The organism is Paraflavitalea sp., assembly GCF_059502485.1.
Genome location: NZ_JCACET010000010.1, coordinates 499,209 through 524,640, shown reverse-complemented (window position 1 = coordinate 524,640; position 25,432 = coordinate 499,209). Strand labels below are relative to the sequence as shown.

General features: G+C 48.1%; 28 protein-coding genes. 11 read left to right on the top strand and 17 right to left on the bottom strand.

The features are described 5' to 3' along the window. Positions 1–11 precede the first annotated feature (11 nt). Positions 12–605: a TlpA family protein disulfide reductase gene (locus tag AC5JBY_RS19440; RefSeq protein ID WP_495906306.1), complete on the top strand. Its 594-nt coding sequence runs from the start codon at positions 12–14 to the stop codon at positions 603–605. Positions 606–666: 61 nt separating this feature from the next. Here AC5JBY_RS19440 and AC5JBY_RS19435 read toward each other — a convergent pair whose 3' ends face one another. After that, positions 667–1,044: a hypothetical protein gene (locus AC5JBY_RS19435; RefSeq protein ID WP_495906305.1), complete on the bottom strand. Its 378-nt coding sequence runs from the start codon at positions 1,042–1,044 to the stop codon at positions 667–669. Between the two features lie 76 nt (positions 1,045–1,120). On the opposite strand from AC5JBY_RS19435, the gene AC5JBY_RS19430 reads away from it, so the two are divergent. Beyond that, a complete protein-coding gene (locus AC5JBY_RS19430; protein WP_495906304.1) occupies positions 1,121–2,134 on the top strand; it encodes a helix-turn-helix transcriptional regulator in 1,014 nt (337 codons plus the stop codon). Here AC5JBY_RS19430 and AC5JBY_RS19425 read toward each other — a convergent pair. The 12 genes from AC5JBY_RS19425 to AC5JBY_RS19370 all read right to left on the bottom strand — a co-directional run bounded on the left by AC5JBY_RS19425 (position 2,073) and on the right by AC5JBY_RS19370 (position 11,581). Further along, on the bottom strand, positions 2,073–3,128 hold the full coding sequence (locus tag AC5JBY_RS19425; RefSeq protein ID WP_495906303.1) for a peptidyl-alpha-hydroxyglycine alpha-amidating lyase family protein: 1,056 nt from the start codon (positions 3,126–3,128) through the stop codon (positions 2,073–2,075). The genes AC5JBY_RS19430 and AC5JBY_RS19425 overlap by 62 nt on opposite strands. Continuing rightward, positions 3,112–3,936 (bottom strand): PhzF family phenazine biosynthesis protein, encoded by an 825-nt coding sequence (locus AC5JBY_RS19420; RefSeq protein WP_495906302.1) that lies wholly within the window; start codon positions 3,934–3,936, stop codon positions 3,112–3,114. The genes AC5JBY_RS19425 and AC5JBY_RS19420 overlap by 17 nt, the downstream gene beginning before the upstream one ends. Positions 3,937–4,014: 78 nt before the next feature. Beyond that, the gene (locus AC5JBY_RS19415) at positions 4,015–4,329 is read right to left on the bottom strand and encodes a DUF3817 domain-containing protein (protein ID WP_495906301.1); all 315 of its coding nucleotides are present in this window, start codon (positions 4,327–4,329) and stop codon (positions 4,015–4,017) included. Positions 4,330–4,331: 2 nt separating this feature from the next. Then, positions 4,332–4,796 carry a hypothetical protein gene (locus AC5JBY_RS19410; RefSeq protein WP_495906300.1) on the bottom strand — a complete coding sequence of 155 codons (465 nt, stop codon included), beginning with the start codon at positions 4,794–4,796 and terminating at the stop codon, positions 4,332–4,334. 75 nt (positions 4,797–4,871) lie between these two features. Next, positions 4,872–5,786, bottom strand: coding sequence for a helix-turn-helix domain-containing protein (locus AC5JBY_RS19405; RefSeq protein WP_495906299.1), 915 nt, complete (start codon positions 5,784–5,786; stop codon positions 4,872–4,874). A 15-nt stretch (positions 5,787–5,801) separates the two neighbouring features. Continuing rightward, positions 5,802–7,073 (bottom strand): NAD(P)/FAD-dependent oxidoreductase, encoded by a 1,272-nt coding sequence (locus tag AC5JBY_RS19400; RefSeq protein ID WP_495906298.1) that lies wholly within the window; start codon positions 7,071–7,073, stop codon positions 5,802–5,804. 112 nt (positions 7,074–7,185) lie between these two features. Continuing rightward, positions 7,186–8,223: a flavin reductase family protein gene (locus AC5JBY_RS19395; protein ID WP_495906297.1), complete on the bottom strand. Its 1,038-nt coding sequence runs from the start codon at positions 8,221–8,223 to the stop codon at positions 7,186–7,188. A 1-nt stretch (position 8,224) separates the two neighbouring features. Then, positions 8,225–9,226, bottom strand: a complete 1,002-nt coding sequence (locus AC5JBY_RS19390) for a YhdH/YhfP family quinone oxidoreductase (RefSeq protein WP_495906296.1) — start codon at positions 9,224–9,226, stop codon at positions 8,225–8,227. 67 nt (positions 9,227–9,293) lie between these two features. Next, positions 9,294–9,818: an O-acetyl-ADP-ribose deacetylase gene (locus AC5JBY_RS19385; RefSeq protein ID WP_495906295.1), complete on the bottom strand. Its 525-nt coding sequence runs from the start codon at positions 9,816–9,818 to the stop codon at positions 9,294–9,296. 71 nt (positions 9,819–9,889) lie between these two features. Then, positions 9,890–10,672, bottom strand: a complete 783-nt coding sequence (locus AC5JBY_RS19380) for an SGNH/GDSL hydrolase family protein (RefSeq protein WP_495906294.1) — start codon at positions 10,670–10,672, stop codon at positions 9,890–9,892. A gap of 67 nt (positions 10,673–10,739) precedes the next feature. Then, positions 10,740–11,243 (bottom strand): methylated-DNA--[protein]-cysteine S-methyltransferase, encoded by a 504-nt coding sequence (locus AC5JBY_RS19375; RefSeq protein WP_495906293.1) that lies wholly within the window; start codon positions 11,241–11,243, stop codon positions 10,740–10,742. Between the two features lie 5 nt (positions 11,244–11,248). Continuing rightward, positions 11,249–11,581, bottom strand: a complete 333-nt coding sequence (locus AC5JBY_RS19370; RefSeq protein WP_495906292.1) for a tRNA-binding protein — start codon at positions 11,579–11,581, stop codon at positions 11,249–11,251. Positions 11,582–11,653: 72 nt separating this feature from the next. On the opposite strand from AC5JBY_RS19370, the gene AC5JBY_RS19365 reads away from it, so the two are divergent. After that, the gene (locus AC5JBY_RS19365; RefSeq protein WP_495906291.1) at positions 11,654–13,090 is read left to right on the top strand and encodes a Gfo/Idh/MocA family protein; all 1,437 of its coding nucleotides are present in this window, start codon (positions 11,654–11,656) and stop codon (positions 13,088–13,090) included. Positions 13,091–13,190: 100 nt separating this feature from the next. Then, a complete protein-coding gene (locus AC5JBY_RS19360; RefSeq protein WP_495906290.1) occupies positions 13,191–14,630 on the top strand; it encodes a Gfo/Idh/MocA family protein in 1,440 nt (479 codons plus the stop codon). Between the two features lie 126 nt (positions 14,631–14,756). Here the strand turns inward: AC5JBY_RS19360 and AC5JBY_RS19355 are convergent, their stop codons facing one another. From AC5JBY_RS19355 to topA, 4 genes are all read right to left on the bottom strand, one after another. Then, entirely contained in the window at positions 14,757–15,227 is a 471-nt protein-coding gene (locus AC5JBY_RS19355) for a Dps family protein (RefSeq protein ID WP_495906289.1), read from the bottom strand. A 234-nt stretch (positions 15,228–15,461) separates the two neighbouring features. Beyond that, positions 15,462–16,382, bottom strand: coding sequence for a transglutaminase family protein (locus AC5JBY_RS19350; protein ID WP_495906288.1), 921 nt, complete (start codon positions 16,380–16,382; stop codon positions 15,462–15,464). 113 nt (positions 16,383–16,495) lie between these two features. After that, complete coding sequence (locus AC5JBY_RS19345; RefSeq protein ID WP_495906287.1) at positions 16,496–17,047, bottom strand: YcxB family protein; 552 nt, start codon at positions 17,045–17,047, stop codon at positions 16,496–16,498. A gap of 6 nt (positions 17,048–17,053) precedes the next feature. Further along, complete coding sequence (gene topA / locus AC5JBY_RS19340; RefSeq protein WP_495906286.1) at positions 17,054–19,651, bottom strand: type I DNA topoisomerase; 2,598 nt, start codon at positions 19,649–19,651, stop codon at positions 17,054–17,056. Positions 19,652–19,858: 207 nt separating this feature from the next. Here topA and pxpB point away from each other — a divergent pair, with 207 nt between their 5' ends. The 7 genes from pxpB (at position 19,859) to AC5JBY_RS19305 (ending at position 25,401) form a co-directional block, all read left to right on the top strand. Beyond that, complete coding sequence (gene pxpB / locus AC5JBY_RS19335) at positions 19,859–20,536, top strand: 5-oxoprolinase subunit PxpB (RefSeq protein WP_495906285.1); 678 nt, start codon at positions 19,859–19,861, stop codon at positions 20,534–20,536. Between the two features lie 100 nt (positions 20,537–20,636). After that, on the top strand, positions 20,637–21,632 hold the full coding sequence (locus AC5JBY_RS19330) for a 5-oxoprolinase subunit C family protein (RefSeq protein ID WP_495906284.1): 996 nt from the start codon (positions 20,637–20,639) through the stop codon (positions 21,630–21,632). Beyond that, positions 21,626–22,387 carry a LamB/YcsF family protein gene (locus tag AC5JBY_RS19325; protein WP_495906283.1) on the top strand — a complete coding sequence of 254 codons (762 nt, stop codon included), beginning with the start codon at positions 21,626–21,628 and terminating at the stop codon, positions 22,385–22,387. Before AC5JBY_RS19330 ends, AC5JBY_RS19325 begins: the two co-directional genes overlap by 7 nt. Then, positions 22,368–23,606, top strand: coding sequence for an NRAMP family divalent metal transporter (locus tag AC5JBY_RS19320; RefSeq protein WP_495906282.1), 1,239 nt, complete (start codon positions 22,368–22,370; stop codon positions 23,604–23,606). The genes AC5JBY_RS19325 and AC5JBY_RS19320 overlap by 20 nt, the downstream gene beginning before the upstream one ends. A gap of 52 nt (positions 23,607–23,658) precedes the next feature. Then, complete coding sequence (locus tag AC5JBY_RS19315; protein WP_495906281.1) at positions 23,659–24,207, top strand: hypothetical protein; 549 nt, start codon at positions 23,659–23,661, stop codon at positions 24,205–24,207. A gap of 81 nt (positions 24,208–24,288) precedes the next feature. Next, complete coding sequence (locus tag AC5JBY_RS19310) at positions 24,289–24,714, top strand: hypothetical protein (RefSeq protein WP_495906280.1); 426 nt, start codon at positions 24,289–24,291, stop codon at positions 24,712–24,714. A 6-nt stretch (positions 24,715–24,720) separates the two neighbouring features. Next, positions 24,721–25,401: a putative periplasmic lipoprotein gene (locus tag AC5JBY_RS19305; protein ID WP_495906279.1), complete on the top strand. Its 681-nt coding sequence runs from the start codon at positions 24,721–24,723 to the stop codon at positions 25,399–25,401. Positions 25,402–25,432: the final 31 nt, after the last annotated feature.

The window sequence follows — 25,432 nt, the reverse complement described above, 5'->3', positions numbered from 1 at the left end:
CTTATCTGATTATGAAACCTCCACAGAAAAGCCGCTGGTCAAAGGCTGGTCGGGCGGGATGGGTTATCTTTTTATTATTAATTATTGCTTTCGGGTACATACGCCTGCGTTCTATTTATACGGTCGCTACGCCACCTCCCTCTCCCAAAAGCTCCCCAATGCCTGCGTTGGGGGATAAGTCTATTCATGATTTTCTGAGTGGTGTCAGTTTACAAACTGCCACCGGTAATGTAACCGATCCCTTTCCTGTTGGTAAAATATATCTGCTGGAGTTTTATTTCTATCGCTGCCCTCCTTGCCGGGCGAAGCATCCTGCTTTGCAGGAAATCGATGCCATGATGAAAGACAGTGATGTGGAGATCATTTATATCGATAATGGGAAGATAGATGATGTCGCTGATTTTCATTACCGGGTTTCCAAAACGGAAAAGCAATATTATGATAGCGCAGCCCTGCTGATTAAGCAGCTACAGATAAAGAGTTTTCCTTTTGAAATGATCATTGATAAAAAAGGAATGATCAGGTATGTATCGAAGGGCTATAATAAGGATAAAAAAGAGGAGTATATCCGCAAAACAATTGCCAGGATCACATCTTTACAATAAAGATACCCGGGTTGAACAGGGGCGTATCCCTGCCACCCGGGCATCATGGTTTTCATGGCTATTACCGCGCTGCCAGGTACTGTTTTAACCCCTTCGACTGGAGGAATGCCATTAAGCCTACCCATCCAGCTACAGCCCCGATCAGCAAGTATCCCATGAAAGACAGTCCAAATAATTGTGGTACTACGATGATGAGGCTTTCAATGACCCATACGATATCCAGCGCAATAATGAATTTAACCCATCCTTTCTGAGGCACCTGTTTACGGCTTTGTAAAAATACCAGTGCTGCAAAGGCAACCAGGAAAATACCGGCTACCATAAAGGGCCATGCTTCGGTAGCTCCACAGAGGTTGGCCATCATACCCGGAAAAATAGCAAGCAGCATTCCTGTAGCGCCTGAAGTAAGTGCGTTGATGAACAATACATTTTTTAGCATATTAATTGTTTTAATTGTTTTGTATGACACAAATGTAGATTGGCCAACCGGCGGGGAATTGATAAATTGCGACAAAATGAACGTTCTCGCTTTACATCTCTATCACTTTATGGATTATGCCCGGGTAAGGGGCATTGCCTGGTCTGCGATGGCAGAGTTGATTGGAGGCAATGAGGCATTGAGGCAGCAAGGCAACGAGGGCGAATTGAGTAAATGGGCGGCAGGCAGTTCACTGGACGAAACGGCTGTAGTGAACGTGGAAGATATGTATGGGGTGCTCGCGTTCATCGATAACCACTTCAAGGATAAAGCCTGGGGCATTCAGTGTGGCCAGTTTATTTCCATGAAGTTGCTGGGACTTATTTTCAGACTTTCTTTACAAGCCACTACTATACAGGAGGCGCTGCATTACCTTCAATCTTACCTGGCGGCTGCCATGCCGCTGATCAAAGCGGAGATAGCTATTACGGATGATCATGTAACGATCACGTTTTCTATCGACAAGAAAGAGGATGCTATCAACCGCATCCTATTGGAATATACATTGGCTGTAGTAGGGCGGGAGGTGAAGATGATGGCCGGTGATGATGTTGCTCTTTGGATAAAATCTCCGTTTTACGATGAAAATTATCCTGCCGACTGGCAATCGGGTGATTCATTTATGGTGCGGTTTGAACCGGTAATACTGAAAGCTGCTTTGCGCAATAAAAGTCACCTGCATGTTGATGTGCTGGTGCCTGAATACCTGAAGCAGATAGAACAATTAAAAACAGATGACAGCTTTGCAGCTAAAGTAAAGGAAACACTGCTGTCCATGTCAGACCCGCAGTTGCCAGATATTCAAGCTGTGTCCGGTGCGTTGCACCTTACTCCCCGCACGTTACAAAGGCGGCTGGGTGCTGAAGGGGTTACTTTCCGGGAGTTACTGGAAGATATCAAGAAACAACTATGCTCTTTCCTCCTGCGTCACGACCGGTATACCATTGCAGGCATTGCCGATATCTTAGGCTATGCCGAGCCGGCTTCTTTTATTCATTCTTTCCGGAAGTGGTATGGCGATTCGCCTGAGCGGATGCGGAAACTGTTGTAAACTTCTGTATACGATTCTTGAGAATATCACACGCATAAATATTCCCTTCTTTGTCGATGGCTATATCATGAAGCCGGGTAACAGGTCCGGTGTAATGGCCGCTTCTGCCAAACTGCTGCAGGCGGTTGCCGGTCGAATCAATTAATATAATATCTGATCCCTTTGGCGTGACATAATTGGTGATGTAGTCGGCTGCTATCAGCTGTTCATTGATTTTGTCCACCGTTACCGAATATACTTTCCCGCCTTTGTGGTTATCATATTGTACAATGAACTTGCCGGTACTATCGAAGACCTGCACGCGGCTGTTCTCCCTGTCTGCTACATATACATGGCCCTTGTTGTCGAGATCGATGGCATGAGGAATATCAAACTCTCCCGGGCCATTGCCTGCTTTGCCCCATTCAAAGAGGTATTGCCCGGCTGCATTGAATTTTACCACGCGGCTGTTGCGATAGCCGTCACTCACGTAGAAGGAGCCATCCGGCGCTACGGCTATATCCGTAGGCCGGTTAAAGTGCAGGGAGTCATTGCCGGGCCTTTGGGCAATACCCAGTTTCAGGAGTAGCTGGCCTTCATGAGTGAACTTGAATACCTGGTGCAGCCCTACGTCGGTAACCCAAATGTTGTTTTGATGATCTACCGTCAGTCCATGTGGCATGATGAAAAGACTGTCGCCCCAACTGTGCAATAATTTACCGGTTTGCTTATCCAGTACGATAATGGTTTTCTTAGTAATGAAGGAGGTTGGCATTGATCCCAGCAACGGCCATTCTCTGTCTGCGCGGTGAAAGACAACTATGTTTTGTGCAGTGTCGATGCCAATGCCAACAGGGTTACCCAGAATGTAGTCTGCAGGGAGGGAAGGCCATGCCTGTACAAGCTGATAACTGTTTGTGGATGAAGCGACGGAAATCATTTCTCCCTGTTGTGTGCCTTTGCAGGCATACAGACAGATGATCAATATGGTTATCAGGCTATTCGGGTGCTTCATGGGGAACAGTCATTTCTCCTTTTAGCAAGGTAACTGTTTTTCCTCCCAGTTCTACTGTAGAATCGAATACTGTAAGGAATACTTCTCCACCACGTTCAGAGCATTGGTAAGCGGTTAGTTGCTGTTTGTGCAGTTTCTGTTGCCAGAATGGGGCGAGTGCTGAATGTACGGAGCCGGTAACCGGGTCTTCATCAATGCCGATCCAGGGGCAAAAGGAGCGAAGTAAGAAATCGTATTTGTCAGTGTCTGAAACCGATGTGGTCACCACTTCTTTTATATCCGGTGCGCTTGCTACCATTTGTGCATAATCGGGCTGTATGCTTCTTAATACTTCCGGGCTTTCCAGTTCAATGAACAGCGTGTCCAATTCTTTACAGAAACCTGCTGATAGAATGTTAGTGATCGATAAGCTGCTTAGCAATGCGCTATTTACGGAAACTGCTTCTAATTGATACCGTGGATAAGCCATGATGATGGCATCTTCTTCGAGGCGTGCGTTAACCTTGATCTCTCTGGAGAGATAAAAAGTGACATCGTTTTTTTCAAACATATCAAAAAGGAGCCTCGCTGCGGCCAGGGTAGCGTGGCCACAGGTATCTATTTTTGTGACCGGTGTATAATAACTGATGGCAAATTCACTGGCAGAGTTGACTGCTCCCATAAAGGCGGTCACGGGAAAGTTTAATTCCCGGGCCACAGATTGCATAGTCGCTGGAGTTATCCATCCATGGCACCAGCATACGGCTGTAGGGCTGCCACGGAAAGGCAACGTAGTAAATGTGTCGATGATATGAACCGTTATCTGCATACAGAGATTGTGCCGGATGAAGATAACGTTTTTGAATAATTGTCGGGCATCCCCACAAGCGGTGAGTGATGCAGACGATCAGTCTGTCGGTTTTATTTTACTGAGTATTTTCCGGTCGATGTAAAAAGTGCCAAAGGGAATCATGCAGGCTACCAACACTTTCCAGGTAGTTGTTTTGAATTGCCAGCGTTGTTCAACACCCACGCTTAGTGCGTTGAATATAAATAGCAGGAACAGTAGTCCATGTATTGGTCCTATTGTCTTTACCCATGCGGGATTGTTATACAGGTACTTTGCGGGTACGGCAATTCCTATCAATACTAATAGCGAAATTCCTTCGAGGAGGCCAAGGATGCGCAGGCGTCCTGTTTTTGTATTTAATAATTGTTTCATGGCTATAGTGTTCTGATATATGGCCTTCCCGAAAATGGCGAGAAGGGCCACGGTATGGCGAGGAAAATGAGTAACAGGGCTAACGAATAATACCGGAGGATAGTGAGGAACTTTTCCCGGTCGGTTGCTTTCCGTTTGGCCATGGCCGACCCGATGGTGATGATCACAATAGCTACGAGCATCAGTGCTATATGAGCAATGCCAAAGAAGGCCATTTCGGGATGACGCACACCTCCTTTAAAGCGGGCAAACAGGCTTTTGATCAATGGACTCTTGAGGTATAGCGTAAAGCCAATCATCAATTGGATATGGGCAATGGTAGCTGTCCAATGCCTGAAGGCGTTGTCGGATTTTGTAAAAGGTTTATTGTTTCTGTAACCTGTCCAGGCCCGGTACAATGTATAGAGCAATGTGATGAGTACCAGCCAGCGGAAAAGAGAATGTAAGAAAAGGAGAACGGAATACATGCTGTTTTACTTTGTGTTTCGGGAAGCAAAGTTCTTCAGCAGTGGTGAGGAGGATTAGGACGTAAGATGGTGTTTTTAGGACTTTTCAATCTTTTTACGAAATACCAGTGGGGTGATATGTTCGTACTTTTTAAAGAGGCGTGTGAAATAGGATTGGTCATCGAAGCCCAGTTCGGCAGCTATCTGGTTAACGGAGAGGTCGCTTTGATACAGCAGTACTTTAGCCTCCAGTACAATGGTTTCATCGATCCATTTGCCGGGCGATTTGCCGGTGATGGCCTTCACTGATTTATTGAGGTGGTTGGGCGTAATGTTCAGACGAGCCGCATAATCCGATACGAGGTGGATGGTCTTTATATGCGTGTAGAGCTGCTGCTTAAATTGTTTGGTGATGATGGCGGCATTGCTGGCTGCATTATCTGTAGTGGGTTGACTGGCTTTATTCAGCTCACTCAGCAGGGCAATGAAATAGGGTTGTATAATATCTGGATTGCTGAGGCCATTGGTGGTATAATCGAGTAGCAGCCTTTTAAAGAGTGTGGTTACAAAGCCTGCTGTTTGTTTATCCAGCGCAATGCGTGGATTGCTCCATACGTGCAGGAAGTCGAAGTCTTTGAGTAATTCCGGTCTGCCGAATTTGCTACTGATCATATCGTTCTGGAAATGGCAGAGAAATCCTTTGTTGATATCGAGGTTGGTGAAAGAGTAGACCTGTCCGGCAGGTACGATGAGGCATTCGTTTTTGTAGATGGTATAGGTCTCACTGCCAATCGTCATGATGGCTTCGCCTGCTGTAAGATAAAGGATGGAGTGTCCGGTGGCGCGGGTAGGTGGCACGGGCAGTTTGATCTGGCGGATCATGTCTTCTACGGGTGCGATGAAGAACTTGCCAAAGCCCGGCTTTAGTAGTTGGTCCAATTGCTTTCCGGGATACATATATTTCTCCCGGAAAGCAATGGTATTGTGTGTCTTTATAGTGCTTTTTGCCACTGTCAGGTATCGTCTTTATAGCTCCTTCCTGTTTGGACGGAAGATAAAGCGCATGCCCACATCCCTGGTAAACCAAACAAAGGCCCAGTTGAAGAATGTCTTCACCTTGTTGCGGTAGTTGATCAATGACCAGATGTGGATGAAACCCCAGATGAGCGCGGCAATAATGCCTTTGAAATGCAGTTTGCCAATATCGGCCACGGCTTTTGTTTTTCCGATAATGGCCATGGTGCCTTTATCCCAATATTTAAAAGGCTTCAATGGTTTATTGTCGGCCATATTCCGCAGGTTCTTAGCCAGGTTTTGTCCTTGCTGTATGGCCGGCTGTGCCAGCTGCGGATGTCCATTGGGGAAGGCCGGGTCGGTGGTCATGATGCAGCTATCACCCAAGGCGTATACGTTATCGAGGCCCTGTACTTTATTGTAGGCATCAACCATCACCCTGCGACCGCGTGTAATGCTTTCTTTAGGCAGGCCAGGTAATTCTGTTGCGATAACGCCTGCTGTCCAGATAAGGGTATCTGTCGGTATCTTCTCTCCATCGGCCAGTACTACACTGCCATCGACATAATCCTTCACTTGTTTATTCAACAGCACTTTGATGCCCAATTCCTGCAGGGCATTGTAGGTATAGTCCTGTGATTTTTGGCTCATGGGTGCTAATACCTTGGCGTTGGAATCGATCAGGTAGATGGCGCCGGGCTGACCTATCAGTTCCGGGTAGTCTTTTTTGTAGATGCCGTTTTTCATTTCGGCCAGGATGCCGGATATCTCTACACCACTGGGACCGGCGCCGGTCACTACGATGGTGAGTAGCTTTTTACGCTCCTCCGGATCGGTGGTGATGGTCGCTTTCTCGACGGTTTGTAAGATGTAGTTGCGTAGTTCTATGGCATCGTTGATGGTCTTCATGGGCACTGCCTTCTTTTGCACGTTCTCGAGGCCAAAGAAGTTACTTTGTGTGCCGGTGGCAAAGACGAGATAGTCGTAGTCTAATTCTCCGGTAGACAGCACCACCTTATTTTGCTCGGGGATCACCTTTATAAACTCCGCCATGCGGAAGTTGATATTCTTTTTGTGGTGGTATAGTTTTCGGAAGGGATAGCTGATATTGGAAGGTTCAAGAAAGCCTGCGGATACCTGGTAGATAAGTGGAGGAAAGAAGTTGTAGTTGTTCCTGTCTACCAGTGTAATAAAGAAACGATTGTCTTTAGCTAACTGTTGTATCAGGTGGACGCCGGCGAAGCCTCCGCCGATGACTACCACCTTTTTTTGATGTCCGTCCATAAAATAATGCCGTTTTGAAGGTCAAAATTAAACCTATTTGCAAAAAGCGGGCCCCTGGACTATTTGCGAAATGCGGTATTCTGTTGTATAACGCATGGCGATTCTTTTTTGTTTACAGTTCAAGCAGTAAATCTGTCACTGCATACCCAACACACGTCAATACAAGGCCGTTTTGTATGTCTTTTTCTGTCAATACTTCGTTGAGGTTCATTTTTACGGTGCCGCTGAGGCAACGGGCTGTACAGGCAGAACAACGTCCGCCCCGGCAGCTGTAAGGCAGTTTGATGTGTTGGTTGAGGGCTGCCTGTAAAATAGTATTAGGGTAGGAGACGGTGAACTCGTGGTAGCGTTCTCCCTGCTTTACCCGCACCGTGCGTGGTGCTGTGTCAATACTGAAAGCTGGCGGCGGTACGGTATCGACCGTAAAATTTTCTTTACGGATCTGGTCTTCTGCTATGCCCATCACCCGCAGGGTGAACTGTACCATGCGCATGAATGAGGGTGGGCCGCAGGTATAGAAGAGGGTATTGGTGTGATGTTGTTGATAGTGTTTGTTGATGATGATCTCGAACAGGCCATTGTTAAGGCGGTGATGAGGAAGCTCCTGTAGTATGGGCGAGCTGAGCAGATCGATGCGGGTGAAGCGATCTGTATAATGCTCTTTCAGTTGTTGTATGGCTCCGTTGTAAATAATGTTGTTCTCATCGTGGTTTTGATATAGCAGGATGGCCTTGCTGCGGGGTTCATCACGTAGCAACTTTTTGAGCAATGCAAACACTGGGGTGATGCCACTGCCGGCGGCTATGAAGAATACCTGTCTGCTGTTGGCGGGATCGGTAGCAAGGGTAAACCGGCCACTGGGTGGCAGGCTGTTGACGATGGTGCCCTCAGACCAATGTTCCAGTATATGGCGGGAGACAGCACCATTCTCTTTTTTCTTTACTGTGATAAATACCTGTGGGTCGATGCCGGGTGTGGAACCAAGGGAATAAGAGCGCCTTATTTCCTGCCCGTGGTAATCGACGAGAAAGGTGAGGAATTGCCCAGCTTCATATTGTACTGGCTGCCCACTCATCGTTTCCAGTACATAACTAATGGTGTGTTGGGCTTCAGGAATTACCCTGACCACTTTCCATTGCAACAGGTCCATATTATTTCTCCGCAATTTTTACCACGATCCTGCCCATGATCTTTCCTTGCAGGATGGAGTCGATATACGTGAGGTTGAGCTCGTCGAGCGTTACTTCTTTAACAACAGCGTTGAGTTTATCCTTGATGTTCCATACATCTTTCAGCTTGTCCCACACCAGCAGGCGCGTGGACATAGGTGTTTCTGCAGAACCTACACCCAGCAGGCTAACGCCGTTGAGAATAAACGGATATACAGTAGCATCGAGTTTGGGTGAGGATACCAGGCCGGTGCTGACTACCGATCCTTCGGGTTTGCAACCTTTCAACAAGGTGAGCAGGGTGTTGCCGCCCACCGTATCGATAGCGCCTGCCCATTGAGGGCGCAGCAACGCTTTGCCGGAGGTGTCGTTGACAAAATCGCGGCTTTCTACTTTATGAGCGCCGAGATGTACGAGATAATCATGCGCGTGGCTTTTACCCGTTACGGCAATGACCTCATAGCCGGCTTTGCCTAATAAGGATACAGCTACGCTGCCCACGCCACCCGTAGAGCCAGTTACTACGATGGGACCTTGTGATGGGGTAAGGCCCAGCAGTTCCATTTTATGGAGGCCCAGGGCGGCGGTGATGCCGGCTGTTCCTAATATCATACATTCTCTGAGGGTATATCCTTCGGGCCTGCGTATTACCCAGGAGGCAGGCACACGGATGAACTCTCCATAGCCGCCGGCGGTGTTCATGCCCAGGTCGTGACCGGTAATGATCACTTCGTCGCCGGTAGCAAATTGCTCATTGCGGCTGATCTCTACAATGCCGGCTGCGTCGATACCAGGCGTATGCGGATATTTACGGGTAATGCCCTTATTGCCGGTGGCAGAGAGGGCATCTTTATAATTGAGGGAAGAATACAAAACCCTGATCACTACCTCGCCAGGAGGCAGGTCGTCAATAACCCTTTCTACGATGTTGCGTTCAAATTTCCCGTCGGCGGTTTCTGTAACCCAGAGTGCTTTAAATGGCATGATTGGCTTTCTCTTTTGGTGCTATTATGATTGTAAAATACGTCAAGTTGATTATATGATCTGTCTGTTATGATTTTTGCAATAATTGTTCATAAAGCCGGTAATTCTCTTCATCAAAACAAACGAAGGTGATCGTTTCCACTTTACCGGGGTGAGCTGCAATGAATTCCTGCACAGTAGCAACCGCCACTGCAGCCGCTGCTGCTTTGGGAAACCGGTATATGCCGGTACTGATGTTGGGAAAGGCCAGGGTTTTGATGCCATACTCGATTGCGATAGTTAATGTGTTCCGGTAGCAGTTTGATAGCAATTCTCGTTCCCGGTTGTTGCCGCCCTGCCAGACAGGGCCTACGGTATGGATCACATAGCGGGCAGGCAGGTTGCCGCCGGTGGTAATAACTGCTTCCCCGGTAGGACAGCTTCCCTGTCTGTTCCTGATCTTGACACAGTCTTCGAGAATGGCAGGACCGCCGGCGCGGTGAATAGCGCCGTCTACGCCGCCACCGCCCAAGAGGGAGCTATTGGCTGCATTGACAATGGCGTCGGCCTGTACCTTGGTAATGTCACCCTGAAGGAGAGCAAGTTTTGTCATTGAGCAATTGGATTTGAACCAGTATTAAAAGTAGGTTCAAAAAGGATGGCATCCAATGCTGCAGCTCAAAATTAATGCAATATGGCTTCCGGGGTCCGGAAAAAGCGCAGCTGGTGGTTGATAGTGCCGGTTGCCGCCTCATGGATTAGTAAACTTCCAATGACATGGCTGAAGATGGCTGCACCCTGGTTGTTGAGGTGAACACCGTCGATGGTTAGTTGCAGGTTTCTTTGCTTGCTCAATAGGCGTGGGCCGCACGCTAATTTGGATACCAGTCGGTCGATAATGGTCACCGCAAATAAGCTCTCGATAAAATAAGACCGTTGTGGGCTTCTTTGTAGGCGTATGTCGAAAAGCTTACCGCAGTCTGCCAGCAGGAGAGATTCTTTGTGGGCTATTTCACGAATGCAGTTATTATATGTTGACCGTTGTTCGTTGAGCGGAGAAGACAGCGACTCGCTAATACATCCCATCGTTACCAAAATGATCTTTGCGGCGCTTTGTGCTTTGACTATTTGGATGGTTTGCTTCAGGTGCGTAGCGAAGTGCTGTGCGTCTGTGAGCGGGATGATTCCTTTCTTCAACTGGATACGATGAGCAAGCCGGAACAACCGGTTGCCTTGTTGAAAGTGGGGCAGGATGATATCGTTATAACCTCCCTGCAGGATGATGTAATCGTAGTTGCTGTTTACTTTGAGTGCTGCGAGCAAACGATGGGTAATTAACTGGATGGTCTCGCCATTGGTTGCCAGGTTGGTAATACGCAAGTGAGGAAACAACTTCTTAAGCGGCGCAATATAGCTTGCGCCGATGTTTCCTCTCGTAATGCTGTCGCCCACAACTAATATGTTCATATACCCTGGTATTTCAAGGCAAAATTAACTGTCAGCTTTTGGGTAGTATTGAATATTTACGACAATCTTAAAAGAGGGTCTGTACACCGTGCGCCACTTTGTTCTCATGGTTGAGCAGCCATTTTTTGCGGGGCAGTCCGCCGCCATATCCAACCAGTTCGCCTTTGGCGCCTATTACCCGGTGGCAGGGTACAATAATGGCAAGGTTGTTTTTTCCGTTGGCCGAGCTGGCAGCGCGGATGGCCTTGGGGTCACCCAGGCGGCGGGAAAGCTCGATGTAGCTGATGGTTTTACCAAAAGGTATGTTCATGAGTTCATTCCACACTTTTTCCTGGAATTCGGTCCCTTTCTGATAAAGGGGCAGTTCAAATACCCGGCGGTCGCCATGAAAGTATTGTATCAGCTGTTCGGTGACCTGTATGGCGAGGGGAGGAAGGTTAGGTGAAGATGGGGGAGCGGTAGCTACTTCTTCCGATTTCATAAAATGCACTTCACTCACGTATTGATCAGTGCCGGAAATACGTAGTAATCCTACGGGCGAATGATAGTATGTGGTGAATGTAGTTGACATGAGCTTTACCCAATTTTCCAGCCATTCTCCACTTTTCGTTCGGGTTGCAATAAAACTACGTCTTTTTTATCAGTATACACGCCCAGCACCAGGCATTCGCTGAAGAAATTGGCAATCTGTTTGGGCGGAAAATTTACGATGGCTACAACCTGTTTGCCGATTAATTCATCTTTGCTGTACATAGCAGTGATCTGTGCTGATGATTTTTTAACCCCCGACTCACCGAAATCGATAGTAATTTGGTATGCAGGCTTTTTAGCTTTTGGAAAATCGGTAACTTCCAGAATTGTTCCGACGCGAATGTCGATCTTTTCGAAGTCGTCCCAGGTAATCGTCATGTATTAAAAGTGTTTAATCAAAAATAACAAATAAGCTATCTAATTCATCCAACCAAACCATTCCATTGCAATATGAAAAAGAACCAATCATCGTCCCGCCGAAAATTTATCCGTAACACTTCTTTAGCTGCTGCCGGTTTTTTCATTGTGCCCCGCCATGTATTGGGCAGAGGGTACAAGGCCCCGAGTGACAAACTGAACATTGCTGCTGTTGGGGCAGGAGGCAAGGGCATTGTAAACATTGAGCTGGCTTATAATAAAGGTGCGGAAAACATTGTAGCGTTGTGCGACGTAGATGATCGTCAGGCCGCAGATTCCCGCAAGAAGCATCCTCAGGCTACTTATTACCGCGATTTCAGGGAGATGCTGGACAAGCAAGGCAAATCCATTGATGCGGTGATGGTAAGCACACCCGATCACATGCATGCAGTGATTGCATTGCCTTGTATGCAATTGGGTAAGCACGTATATGTAGAGAAACCACTTACACATGATATTTATGAAGCCCGCATTTTAACGCAGGCCGCAGAGAAATACAAGGTCGTTACCCAAATGGGCAACCAGGGCAGTAGCAGTGATGGTACACGCAATGTAGAATCGTGGGTGCAAAATGGTGTCATTGGTGATGTGCACACGGTGCATGTATGGACCAACAGGCCTACCTGGCCACAAGGTATCGCTACGCCTAAAGGCCAATTTGCCGTGCCTGCTGAAGTAGATTGGGAACTCTGGCTGGGTACTGCTCCCTATCGCGATTTCAATCCTTCTTATATCCCGGCTATCTGGCGCGGATGGGTTGATTTTGGAACCGGTTCATTGGGTGATATGGGTTGCCATTTCATCGATGTTCCTTACCGTGCCCTAAAGCTGCGTTATCCCATTTCTGTGGAATCAAGTGTAACAAGAGTATGGAGTGGCTTCTTCCAGGAAGTATTTAATACAGATAGTTATCCGCCTTCTTCCAAATCGCATATCATGTTCCCGGCCAGGGGTAAAATGGTGCCGGTGGAAATGATCTGGTACGATGGTGGCATCATGCCCCGCCGTCCGGAGGAATTATCGGCCGATGAAGCCTTTGGCGAAGACAGTGGCGGTATCCTCTTCGAAGGAACCAAGGGCAAGATCCTCGCCGGCATCTTTGGTGAAAATGCCCGGTTGCTGCCAGACAATAAGTTCAAGGGCGCTAAGTTGCCCAAGCCTGACCGTCCTTATGTGGTGCGTGGCCCTGAAGGACACCAGACGCAATGGACGGATGCCTGCAAAAAAGGTCATGGAGCCTACACCAGCTCACCTTTTGAGATGGCAGGCCCGCTTACAGAAACGGTGTTGATGGGCAATCTGGGTATACGTAGCTTCTATTACAGTGAAACCGACAGCAAAGGCAATAAGAAATTTACCGGCCGCAAAAAACTGCTCTGGGATGGTGCAAATATGAAGGTCACCAACTTTGAGCCGGCCAACCAGTTTATCAAACGTCAATACCGGGGTAGCTGGAAACTGGAGCTCTAATTTTTATTTCGGGGAATGGAAGGAAGGGCGTAAATTGGCTGCTAAATCGTTATATCACTGCTCTTGTTTAACTTATAAAACTAAAACCAAGTTTGTCGTTATGAAAAAGAAGCAAACGACCCAACCCACGCGCCGCGCTTTTATCCGTAACTCTTCGCTGGCGGCTGCTGGTTTCTTCATCGTTCCACGTCACGTATTAGGTAAAGGCTTTATCGCGCCCAGTGATAAGCTGAATATTGCCGGTATTGGCGCTGGTGGTAAAGGCGAAAGCGATCTGGCTGAGTTTGCAAAAAGCCCCAATGCCAACATTGTAGCATTGGTGGATGTAGACGATACCCGGGCAAAGAAATCACGCGAACGTTTCCCCAAGGCTACTTATTACAGGGACTTCCGGGAAATGCTGGCAAAAGAAGGTAAGAACATAGATGCGGTTTCTGTATCTACACCTGATAACACCCACGCAGTGGCTGCACTGGCTGCCATGCAAATGGGTAAGCACGTGTATTGCCAGAAACCCATGACGCATGATATTTACGAAGCACGTATCCTCACGGAGGCTGCCAAGAAATACAAAGTAGTTACCCAGATGGGTAACCAGGGTGGTTCCGGCGACGGTGTTCGTAAGATGAAAGAAATGGTTGACGCCGGTATGATCGGTGAAGTGCATACTGTTCAGTGCTGGACCAATCGTCCGGTATGGCCACAAGGTGTACCTACACCATCAGGTCAGTTTGAAGTTCCTTCTACACTGGATTGGGACCTCTGGCTCGGCCCTGCCAAGAAAATCGATTACAACCCTGCCTACCTGCCTTTCAACTGGCGCGGATGGTGGAATTTCGGTACCGGTTCCCTCGGTGATATGGCGTGCCACATCATGGACCCTGTATACCGCATTCTGCCGATCGACTATCCTTCCAGCGTAGAAGCCAGCGTAGCTACTATCTGGAAAGAAATGTGGAACGATACGACTAATCCTGAAAGCTGTCCTCCTTCTTCTATTGTACACCTGGTATACCCCCGTAAAGACGGTAAAGGAAACATCCGCGTGTCCTGGCATGATGGTGGCTTGCTGCCTGAGCGTCCGGAAGAACTCGGACCAGATGAGCCAATGGGCAACTGGGACGGTGGTACTATCTTCATCGGAACAAAAGGTAAGATCATGTGCGATTGTTATGGTGCCAAACCTCGTTTGCTGCCTACGCGCCTGATGCAGGAAAAGACCATGCCGAAGGAAACGATCAAGCGTGTTCCCGAAGGTCACTACGTACAGTGGGTGAACGCCTGTATCGCAGGTTATGGTAAAGGCGAAACCAGCTCACCATTCTCATTTGCTGGTCCGTTCACTGAAAGTATCCTGATCTCTAACCTTGCTATCCGCAGCTACCTGCTGAGGAATCCGAAAGGCAAAGGTTGGGACGACAAATACCTCGGCCGTAAGAAGCTGTTGTGGGATGCAAAGAACATGAAGATTACCAACTTCGACGAAGCCAACCAGTTTGTAAAGCGCGAATACCGCGACGGCTGGAGCTTGTCTTTGTAATCATATTCAAGCTAAATGAAAAAGGAGATGCTGACGGGGCATCTCCTTTTTTATTATTTCAATGTCAGGTTGAGCTTGTCGAAACCTCATTTGGTGACTCTTCGACAAGCTCAGGGTGACATGTACTTACTTCAGATATGAACGCAGCATCCAGGCCATTTTTTCGTGTTTTTCCATCAGGCCGGTGAGGAAGTCGGCAGTGCCGGCGTCCTTCAATTTGTCCTGCATGATGTCTACCTGCTGGCGCAACTGGCGGATCACTGTTTCATGGTCATCGAGCAGGTTGCGCACCTGCTTTTGCTGATCGGGGGTAGGCGCTGGTTCTTCCAGGTCGGTGAGCTTCAGGTATTCCTTCAACCGGCCTTCGGCAAAATGACCGATCATGCGGATACGCTCTGCTACCTCATCAATCATTTCAGCCAGTTCTTCATACTGCCCTTCGTAAAACTTGTGCATCTCCATGAAGTTGTCGCCTATATAATTCCAATGGTAATTGTGCGTCTTGGCATACAGAATGTGCTCATTGGCCAGAATTTTATTCAGGGTGGCTGCTATCTGCTGCGCGTTCTTGTCTGTAAGTCCAATATTGGCTTTCATACACTATGATTTGGTTTGTTAAATACGTAATGATTATATGCTAAATAAATATAGGATGATTTTAGCTACCGGATGCAGCACTGCAAACCAGATGCCCGCGAAAAGCGGGTTGCTACAAATGAATCCATGATTTGTACAAGCGATTGAATGAAGCACAATGCTTACCGAAGGTCGTGTAAATCACACTGCATTGTCAGGGATAACAAGTAAATAACAAAAGCGTAAGGAGTATGTTTATTCTGCAGGAGGCGGCGGTGTCTCTTCGCCGGGTTGTTCATCGGGCTCGTCCACGATCATTTCTGAAAGGGTGATCAGCTCCTGTTGCTTGTAACGGGTTTTGTCCGTGTCGAAACATTTACTGAACTCTTCCAGCAGCGATTGTATGATGCGCTTGTTGGAGAGTGGCTTGAAGTAGGAGGGAACCGGCGGAACGTTGATGCGTTTGAAATAGTTCTCTACGTCCTTATGGGTAAAGACCTGCCCACTCATGGGGTCAATGAAAAACTCTGCTTTATACAGGAAGTCGGCAGTATGACGGTTGAAGTCGTAATCCGACTTGAAATAAGCTAATACAAACTGACGGGGTATGTTGATGGCACGTACGGGTACGTCCAGCAGTTCGCTCAGGATGAGATATAGAATACCGTTGGCGATGGCATTGCCGCGCTTGGTTTCCAGTTGTTTGTTGATCAGGAATTCTTCCGGATGCTGATAACCAACTTCAGCGCCACGCAGGCTGTAATAGTTATACAGGATGCTGGTGAGCACGTTCACCTGTTCCAATGGAGTGAGGTAGTTGTTTAGCTCCAGCCAGATGTTGCGGCGTAGCTTTTCGATCTCCTGGTATACCTGAGCGGTAGCGAGATCGGGATATTGAAAACGCGATACCAGCAATGCGCCGGTGAGAAGGTCCTGGTGTGTATTTTTGTTCCAGGCCACTACTTCTTCAGACAGATCACGGAGGTGAAGACGATGTATCAGCACTTCTATCTTTTCCTGTATCTCTTCGCTGATGGTGTTCTCCCACAGATTCTCCAGGTTGGGTATAATGCCTTTGCCGTAGTCGATAATGCGCGTCGACACTGCGTCATATACCTCTGCATCGGGGTCGTCCAACAAATGAAACAGGGCTGATATTTCTTTATTTTCTTCCATGGTTTACAGCTTCACAACTATCACACTTTCAATATGAAGGTCAAGTTCGGGCAAACTGGTTTATAAAAAATGAAAATGTTTTCCACAAATCCACAAATAGCAGCTATACAAAATTAATCCTCTCCACTGAACTCAGAGGTCAGTGACAGGTGCTGGTTCAATAACCGCTCCAGCTCCTTTTTTTCTTCGGCATTGCGAACGGCCCGCTTGGGTATAACGATGGCATGATGGGAGTTCGTATATAAGTAGTAACAGAAAGGTGTTTCTGCTTTGCGCACGATGGCGTCCCAGTTGTATTTGGTTTCGGAGGCTTCGTCTTTGTCGATGATCCCGGTGTCCATCAGGATCACTTCTGCTTCGCTCAATACGTGCTGGTTCTCGGGTTGTTTCAGGATATCTTTTACCCGCCGGCCGATCGATCTTTTGATGAGCCAGGGAACCAGCAGGAAGTAAACAATAGCAATAGCGCCAAAGATGATGAAGTCAACTACCTTTTGCCGGCTATGGCTGCCCAGGATGAAGAGGACGGCCACTGCTGCATACAGCAGGAATACCCGCAGGTAATAGCGGATGCGATAGCCTTTCTTCTCCGGTGCAGACCAGGCTGTGTAGTAATTGTAATCGAAGTATTCTTCTTCGGTAAGATGGTATTTGAGTACCAGCATCCGTAATTATTTCTTCTTGGGAGCCGCCTTTTTAGTGGCTGTTTTCTTGGCAGCTGCTTTTTTGGCTGGTGCCTTCGTCTTTTTAGCAAAGGCATTAGGCACCTGGGCTTCGATCATTTTCTTTATGTCGTCCAGGCTTACCTGCGCCATCTCTTCAGCCGTGTATTTGGAGTCGTCGGCCTTCCTGCCCAGCTTCAGCATTTTCTTGCCAAAGCGGATGAAGGGACCCCAGCGGCCATTTTCAACGGCGATCTTCTCTTCCGGCCAGTGTTGGATATAGCGGTTGGCCTCTTTGCTGATCTTGGCTTCGATCAGTTCTTTGATATCGGAAGCGCTGAGGGCGTCGAAGTTATAACGGCGGGGTACATTGATAAACATTTCGTTCCATTTGATAAAGGGACCGAAGCGGCCTTTACCCTTGGTAACGGGCTTGTTATCATAAGTGCTAATTGGAGCATCTGCGGTTTGTTTTTCCTTGATGAGCTCGATAGCGCGGTCCAGCGTTACTTCCATAGGGTCTTCACCACGCGGAATGGAGATGAACTGCTCACCCAGCTTTACATAAGGACCAAAACGACCTATATTTACTATCACTTCCTGCCCTTCGAATTCACCCACCGTACGGGGCAGCTGAAACAGTTTCATGGCCTCTTCGAGCGTAATAGTCTCGATGCTCTGGTCTTTCCTGAGCGCGGCAAAGCGTGGTTTGTTTTCGTCACTTGCATCATCACCAACGTTGGCTTCGCCTATCTGTACCATGGGGCCATAACGTCCCATGCGGGCCACGATCTTCTTGCCGGATTCAGGATCAACACCCAGCTCACGTTCACCTTTGATGCGTTCAGCATTTACGATCGTATTCTCTACATCTTTTTTGAAGGGCACGTAAAACTCGTCGATCATGCGGTTCCACTTCAGCTTGCCGGCAGCCACATCGTCAAACTCTTCTTCCACGCGGGCAGTGAATCCATAATCCATGATATCATCGAAGTACTGCTTCAGAAAGTCGGTCACCACCAACCCAAGATCGGTAGGGAATAGCTTCGATTTCTCGGCGCCGGTATTTTCCTGCTCCACCACCTTGCTAATCGAATTATCTGCAAGGCGCAACACGCGGAAGTCACGTTTTACTCCGTCTTTATCTCTTTTCTCTACATAGGTCCTTTTCTGGATCGTAGAAATGGTAGGCGCGTAAGTAGAGGGGCGCCCGATACCGAGTTCTTCCAGTTTCTTTACCAGCGATGCTTCCGTATAGCGGGGCAGTGGCCTGGTAAAACGCTCGATGGCTTTCATTTCCTTTAAAGGCAGTTGTTGTTGCACACTCAAAGGAGGCAGCATGCCTTCGGCCTGCTCATCTTCCGTTATGTCTTCATCGTCGCGGTCTTCGCGGTATACTTTGAGGAACCCTTCGAATTTCAGCACCTCTCCGCTGGACGTCAACTCTTCCTTATTGGTTGATACCTGTATTTTGGCGATGGTCTTTTCCAGCTCTGCATCGGCCATCTGGCTGGCCATGGTGCGCTTCCAGATCAGCTCGTACAGGCGCTTGGTATCCGGATCATCTACTGTGGAGTTCTCCATATAAGTAGGGCGGATCGCTTCGTGCGCTTCCTGGGCCGATTCATTTTTGTTCTTGTATTTGCGGGGCTGGTAGTAGCGTTCACCATACTGGCCGGTCACCTGCTTGCGGATGCCATCCATAGCGGTATCACTCAGGCTCACACTGTCGGTACGCATATAAGTGATATTACCGCTTTCATACAGCGTCTGAGCCAGCCGCATCGTGCGGCTTACGGAGTAGCCAAACTTACGGGAGGCTTCCTGCTGTAACGTAGAAGTAGTGAAAGGGGCAGAAGGTGATTTCTTGGCCGGTTTTACCTGAATGTCGGTCACGACATAATTGGCGCCAATACAGCTTTGGAGAAACTTTTCGGCATCCTCGGCCTGACTGATCTTCTTGCCTTCAGCGCTAAAGGTCACCTGTTTACCGGTCGTATCTTTTGCAGTGAACTGTGCTTCTATTTTAAAGGAACTGACGGGCGTAAAAGCATTGATCTCCCTTTCACGCTCGGCAATAAGGCGTACCGCCACACTCTGTACCCGGCCCGCGCTCAGGTTGTTCTTCATGCTCATTTTGCGCCAGAGCACGGGGCTCAGTTCAAAACCCACGATGCGGTCCAATACCCGGCGTGCCTGCTGGGCATTCACGAGGTTCATGTTCACGGTGCGTGGAGCATCTACTGCCTTTACGATAGCAGGTTTCGTAATTTCATGAAATACAATGCGTTTGGTGGTAGAGGGGTCCAATCCCAATACCTCACATAAATGCCAGCTGATAGCTTCCCCTTCGCGGTCCTCATCCGTTGCCAGCCATACTTCTTCAGATTTCTTGGCCAGTGTACGTAACTCCTTTACTACCTTCTCTTTATCTTCTGATATGGTATAACGCGGTTGGTAACCGTTCTTAATATCAATACCCATCTCGTCCTTCTCCAGATCACGGATATGGCCATAACAGCTCTTTACCTCGAAATCTTTGCCCAGGAACTTCTCAATAGTCTTCGCTTTTGCAGGGGACTCTACGATCAATAAATTCTTCGCCATACGTTATTTGAACGGTTTAAAATAGGCCTGTTGGCGTGCAAGTTTAGTGTATAAGCATGAAAGCAACAAATTGATGCCACCCCTTGGACGCCTAAAAAAAGGAAAGCCAGTGCCCTGAATACCTTTTTTGATTTGCCTGGTACCGGCTGCACTATCTATTATAAGAATCAATATCTTTAGTGGGTAAGGATATCCCTGCGCCTGTCATTGAACCAATTGCCCGTCATATTTTCAGTGGGTGATGGGGCCGCCACCATCGACCTGGGTAACCACCTCAGCGAATCGCTGAATGGCAAAGTACTGGCCATGCACCAATGGCTGCAGCAGCATCCCTTCGACGGCCTGAAAGACATTATTACCGCTTACTCCTCGCTTACCATTTTATATGATACCGCATTTATCAGGAACTACTACCAGCCTTCCGCTCCGGTGTTCGAATGGATCAAACAAAGGCTGATCACCGCTTACCAGCAGTCTGGCGACTTTGCCGATGGCGACCCCATCAGGCACCGCATCCCTGTTCATTACGGCGGGGAGAACGGTATGGACCTCGATGCCCTGGCCCGCCAGAAGCAGCTTACCCCCCAGGAAGTAATACGTATCCACACGTCAAAGGTTTACCGGGTGTATATGATTGGTTTCCTGCCCGGGTTTTCTTACATGGCGGCCGTGGATGATCAGATTGCCCAGCCACGAAAAGATAAGCCGGTGACCGTGCCAGCCGGCAGCATAGGCATAGCAGGCTCACAAACAGGCATTTACCCTTTTAATGGCCCGGGAGGATGGAACATTATCGGCCGTACGCCCGTGCAATTGTTCAACGCTCAGGCCGAAAATCCCGTACTATTAAAAGCTGGAGACGAAGTGGTATTTTATGAAGCGTAAGTAGCGAAAGCAGCCCCTGTGAACCCAACAAACCCAACAGATCCGGGAATTACCTGACCTGGTCGATTCCCGATTGTGAACTCAAAACCGAAAGGCTCCTATGTCTTTAACAATCATCAAGCCCGGCTTGCTGGATACGATCCAGGACCTGGGCCGGTTTGGCTACAGCAGCTGGGGTATCAATCCCGGGGGAGTGATGGATAGTTATGCGGCCCGCATTGCCAATATGCTGGTGGGCAATGAGCCCGGAGAGGCTGTGATGGAGATCCATTTTCCCGGGGCGCAGATCTTGTTCGAGCAGAATGCCCTCATCAGTATTACCGGGGCTGATTTTACGCCCACCCTCAATGATGATGAGCGGGTAAGTACCTGGCGGCCCATCGTGGTACGAAGAAATACACTCCTGCATTTTCCCAAATGGCAATACGGCAGCCGTTGCTACCTCGCGGTGCATGGCGGCTTTTGTGTACCGCGCTGGCTCAACAGCTACAGCACCAACCTGAAAGCAGGCGCCGGCGGCTTCGAAGGGCGCAAACTGGATAAAGGCGATGAATTACCTTTTAAAGAGAACTCCATCTACTTTGCCGGGCTGCTGAAAGATAGCCGGGAATACCAGCCGCTCAACTGGCGGGTAGATACCGGCAAGACCTATCAGCTACCCCATGAAATATTATTCACCATCGGTCATGAGTGGAGCCAGTTGACACATACCTCCCAACAGGATATGATGGAGAACAACTTTACGATCCATCCCTTCTCCGACAGGATGGGGTACCAGTTGCGTGGCGTGCCTTTGAAACGTCAGCAAACAACAGAGCTGGTATCTTCCGGCGTCAGCTTCGGCACCATCCAATTGTTGCCCGATGGCCAGTTGATCCTGCTGATGGCCGATCACCAGACTACCGGTGGTTATCCCCGCATCGGTCATGTAATATCCTCCCAGCTACCCAAGCTGGCGCAGTTGCGACCCAGCGATAGCATACATTTTAGTATGGTTGACATTCCTACTGCCGAGGAATTACTATTTTCACAGGAGCATGAGCTGAGTATTATTCAGCGGGCATGTTATGATCACCTGAACCAACTTGTATGTTAGCAATAGATATTAACTGTGATATGGGGGAGAGTACCCACCTTTGGCCTTATGATATTGAAAAAGACATTGCTTTATTTCCTTACCTCAGCTCCATCAATATAGCTTGTGGTTTCCATGCCGGTGATCCATTCACCATGCATGAACTGGTAGCAGCTGCCTCGGAGGCAGAGATCGCTATTGGGGCGCATGTTTCTTTTATGGACCGGGAAAACTTTGGCCGCACCAATATAAATCTGTCTCCTGAGCAGGTATATGACCTGGTCGTGTACCAGATAGGCGCTTTGCAGGCTTTCCTGAAATTATATGATGTAACCCTGCACCATGTAAAACCACATGGAGCTTTGTACAACATGGCTGCAACTGATCCTGCTCTGGCAAATACTATTTGCCGGGCGATAAAGAATACAGACAACAATATGATCCTGTATGGCCTTGCCGGCAGTGAACTGGTCAAACAGGCACATGCTGCAAAGCTCATAACATACAGTGAAGTATTTGCCGATAGAACTTACCGCGATGACGGAAGTCTTACTCCACGTTCCGAACCCAATGCATTGATCGAGGATGAAGCTGTTTGCGTCAGGCACGTATTGCAGATGGTAAAGGACGATGTTGTAACTACTACCAGCGGGAAAAAGATACCACTTGATGCCGAAACGGTTTGTATTCACAGCGACGGCCCGCATGCACTGACATTTGCACAACGTATTCACCAGGCATTAAAAAAACAAGGTATTGAAATTACAGCTGTTTAAAAGATCCCGCACTTCTTCCAATAGTAAACGTGTTGTATTTGGTGGCGGTGGCGCTGTATTGGGCGCTGCCTTCCTGATGGCCAACTCTTCTATCGGTCCTGGTTTTCTGACCCAAACGACTGTCTTCACAAGGGAATTACTGGCTGGCATGGGCTTCGTGATCCTGGTGTCGGTATTGCTCGACATTGGTGCGCAGCTGAACACCTGGCGTGTATTAACGGTGAGTGAGCTGCGTGCACAAGATGTAGCCAATCAACTGTTGCCGGGGCTGGGATATTTTCTCGCTGTATTGGTGATCCTCGGTGGCTTTGCTTTTAACATCGGCAATATTGCAGGTTGTGGCCTGGGTATGAACGTGCTTACGGGTATGTCGTTTGAAAAAGGAGCTATCATCAGTTGTATAGTGGCATTGGCGTTATTCTGGCTCAGCGAGATCGGTAAGATGCTGGATGGCTTCACGAAAACCCTGGGCGTAGTCAAGATACTGCTTACTTTATTTATTGCGTTTAGCGCACATCCGCCGTTGGGAGAAGCGCTGCGGCAGACCATCATGCCGGAAAAGATAAGCTCAGTAGCCATCGTGGCGTTGGTAGGAGGGACGGTAGGCGGCTACATCACATTCTCTGGCGCGCACCGCCTGCTGGATGCCGGTATAAAAGGCCGGGAGCATTTGGCCCAGGTAGATCGCAGCGCTATGAGCGGCATCGTTATCTCCAGCATCATGCGTTATGTACTGTTTCTGGCGGTGCTTGGCGTGGTGGTGCAGGGTGTGGTATTGGATATAAATAACCCGCCTGCGAGCGTGTTTAAACATGCAGCAGGAGAAATAGGCTTCCGCATCTTTGGTGTCGTATTGTGGAGCGCGGCTATCTCGTCAGTAGTAGGTGCAGCTTATACTTCTGTTTCTTTCTTCAAAACCTTTCATCCCGTGTTTGCCCGCTATGAACGATTGTGTATTTCAATATTCATCATACTTTCTACGATCATCTTTGTATGGATTGGTAAGCCTACACAATTGCTGATTGCTGCTGGTGTAGTCAATGGATTGATCCTGCCGATTGGGCTGGCCATCATCCTGATTGCTGCTATGAACACGAAGCTGATGAAAGGATATCGTCACCCATTATGGATGCAACTGGCCGGCTGGGCCGTGGTAGCGGTAATGGGCTATATGAGTGTAGCAGCTGTGGTAAGTGACCTGCCGAAACTGTGGAAGTAGACAGTTTATGTAATTCCTCTCTTCCCTGCATCCTGTAGGAAAGACTTACACGATGAGGTACTTAAAATTAGCGGTACTGGTAGTTTTGTTTTCGTGGGCAGGTAAAGCCAGCGCCTGCAAATGTGCGGGTAACTCCGATAAAATAGATAAACCAACAGACCTTAAGCCATACGAGTTTATAGCATTGGTCAAGGTGGGAAAACTTGATACACTGACATCAGGTAATGGCGGACATAGTACAATGAAGTGGAATTTCAACATCATTGAGAAGTTTAAGGGGCAGGATATAACGGCTATTGTCGATAGACCGTACTTTACTTCTTGTAATATAGGATTGCAAACAGGAGATGAGTGGCTTATTTTCGGAAAGATAGTGGACGGCCAGCTCAGTATTGTCGCCTGCGACCGGAATACTCCCTATAAGCGTGTAAATAGGGCATATCATTGGCGGGCAGAATATGGTGAGTCTATGCTCGACCGCCTGCGGAGTTTATATCCTCCTGAAAAGGCAACCTTGCCACCTCCACGCCGGGAGCGTAAAAATTCAGCACTGGTAGATACTGTAGCTGTCATGGACGATCGACCGGGGAAGCATAAGTGATTTTTATACCTGGCAGGACTTTGATTATGAAAACCGGCAAATTGGTTATAATTTGTAGCCCTATATAACCCTAACCAATCCATGAAGAAGTTCGAGGCTATCAAAACCCAATACCTGAGCCAGGGTGTAAAGGAAGATAACATACTTTATGCCATGGATGCCGTAAAAGAAGGCACACCACGAGAGCACGTCTTAGAAAACCTCACGGCCGATTACCGCGGCATGGACTACATAGAAGCCACGCAAATGCTGGAGGAACTCTATACTGCCAACGGCGGCGAGTTCAAAAAAGAAAACAGGTACGGATACCTGTATGGTGCTTTTTTCCTGCTAATGGGGTTCGCAGCTGCTTTTTACATTTTCTATGTCTACACGTATGGTGGTATTCTGTACAGGCCCATACTGGTATGGGCGGTTGCCATCTTCGGAATATTTGGCGGTCTCGGTTACGTCATTAAATCCATGTCCGGCAAATTCCGCGAAACCGATGAACCTTTTAAAGACTAAGCACCTATGAAAAAGTATGTAGTACCTGCCCTGCTTATGTTGATATTGGCAGGGTGTGGCAATAAGCCTGAAAATGGAACAACCCCTCCCAAAGATTCTACAACTACTGTGTCGTCCAATGACTCATTGAAGCCCGGCACTGCTGTTAGTGAAGACCAATCAACAAAAACTCCGATTGTTGCCACGGTAAGGCAGGTACTTACCCATATTCCCGATGGCTACTTCATTATCGACACCTGCAGTGGCGACCTGAACCTTGATAATGACGTTGATTTCCTGATATTACTCGGAAAGAAAGGCGAGGATTCATTATCAAGCTTGGGCGACGAACCGGTAAAAAGACGTTTACTGATATTGACCGGTGAGAATGGGGAACATTATAACCTGGCTGCTCAAAGTGATAACGCCGTATACTGTTATTCCTGTGGTGGTGTATTGGGCGATCCTTATCAAAAGTTGGCGATCAAAAACGGCTACTTTTCCGTTGAGCATTATGGCGGCAGCAGGCATCGCTGGACACGCATCGTGACGTTCAAATATTCACCGGCCGACAGCACCTGGCTGCTGCACAAGGATGGGCACGAGACCGAGGATACGATGGGGGAGGAAAAGCCCACTAAAAAGACTTACACTACAAAGGACTTCGGAAAGGTGATTTTTGCTGATTTTGATATTTACAAAGACTAATACTGTTGCCGGTTAACCGGTAATCCCTCCA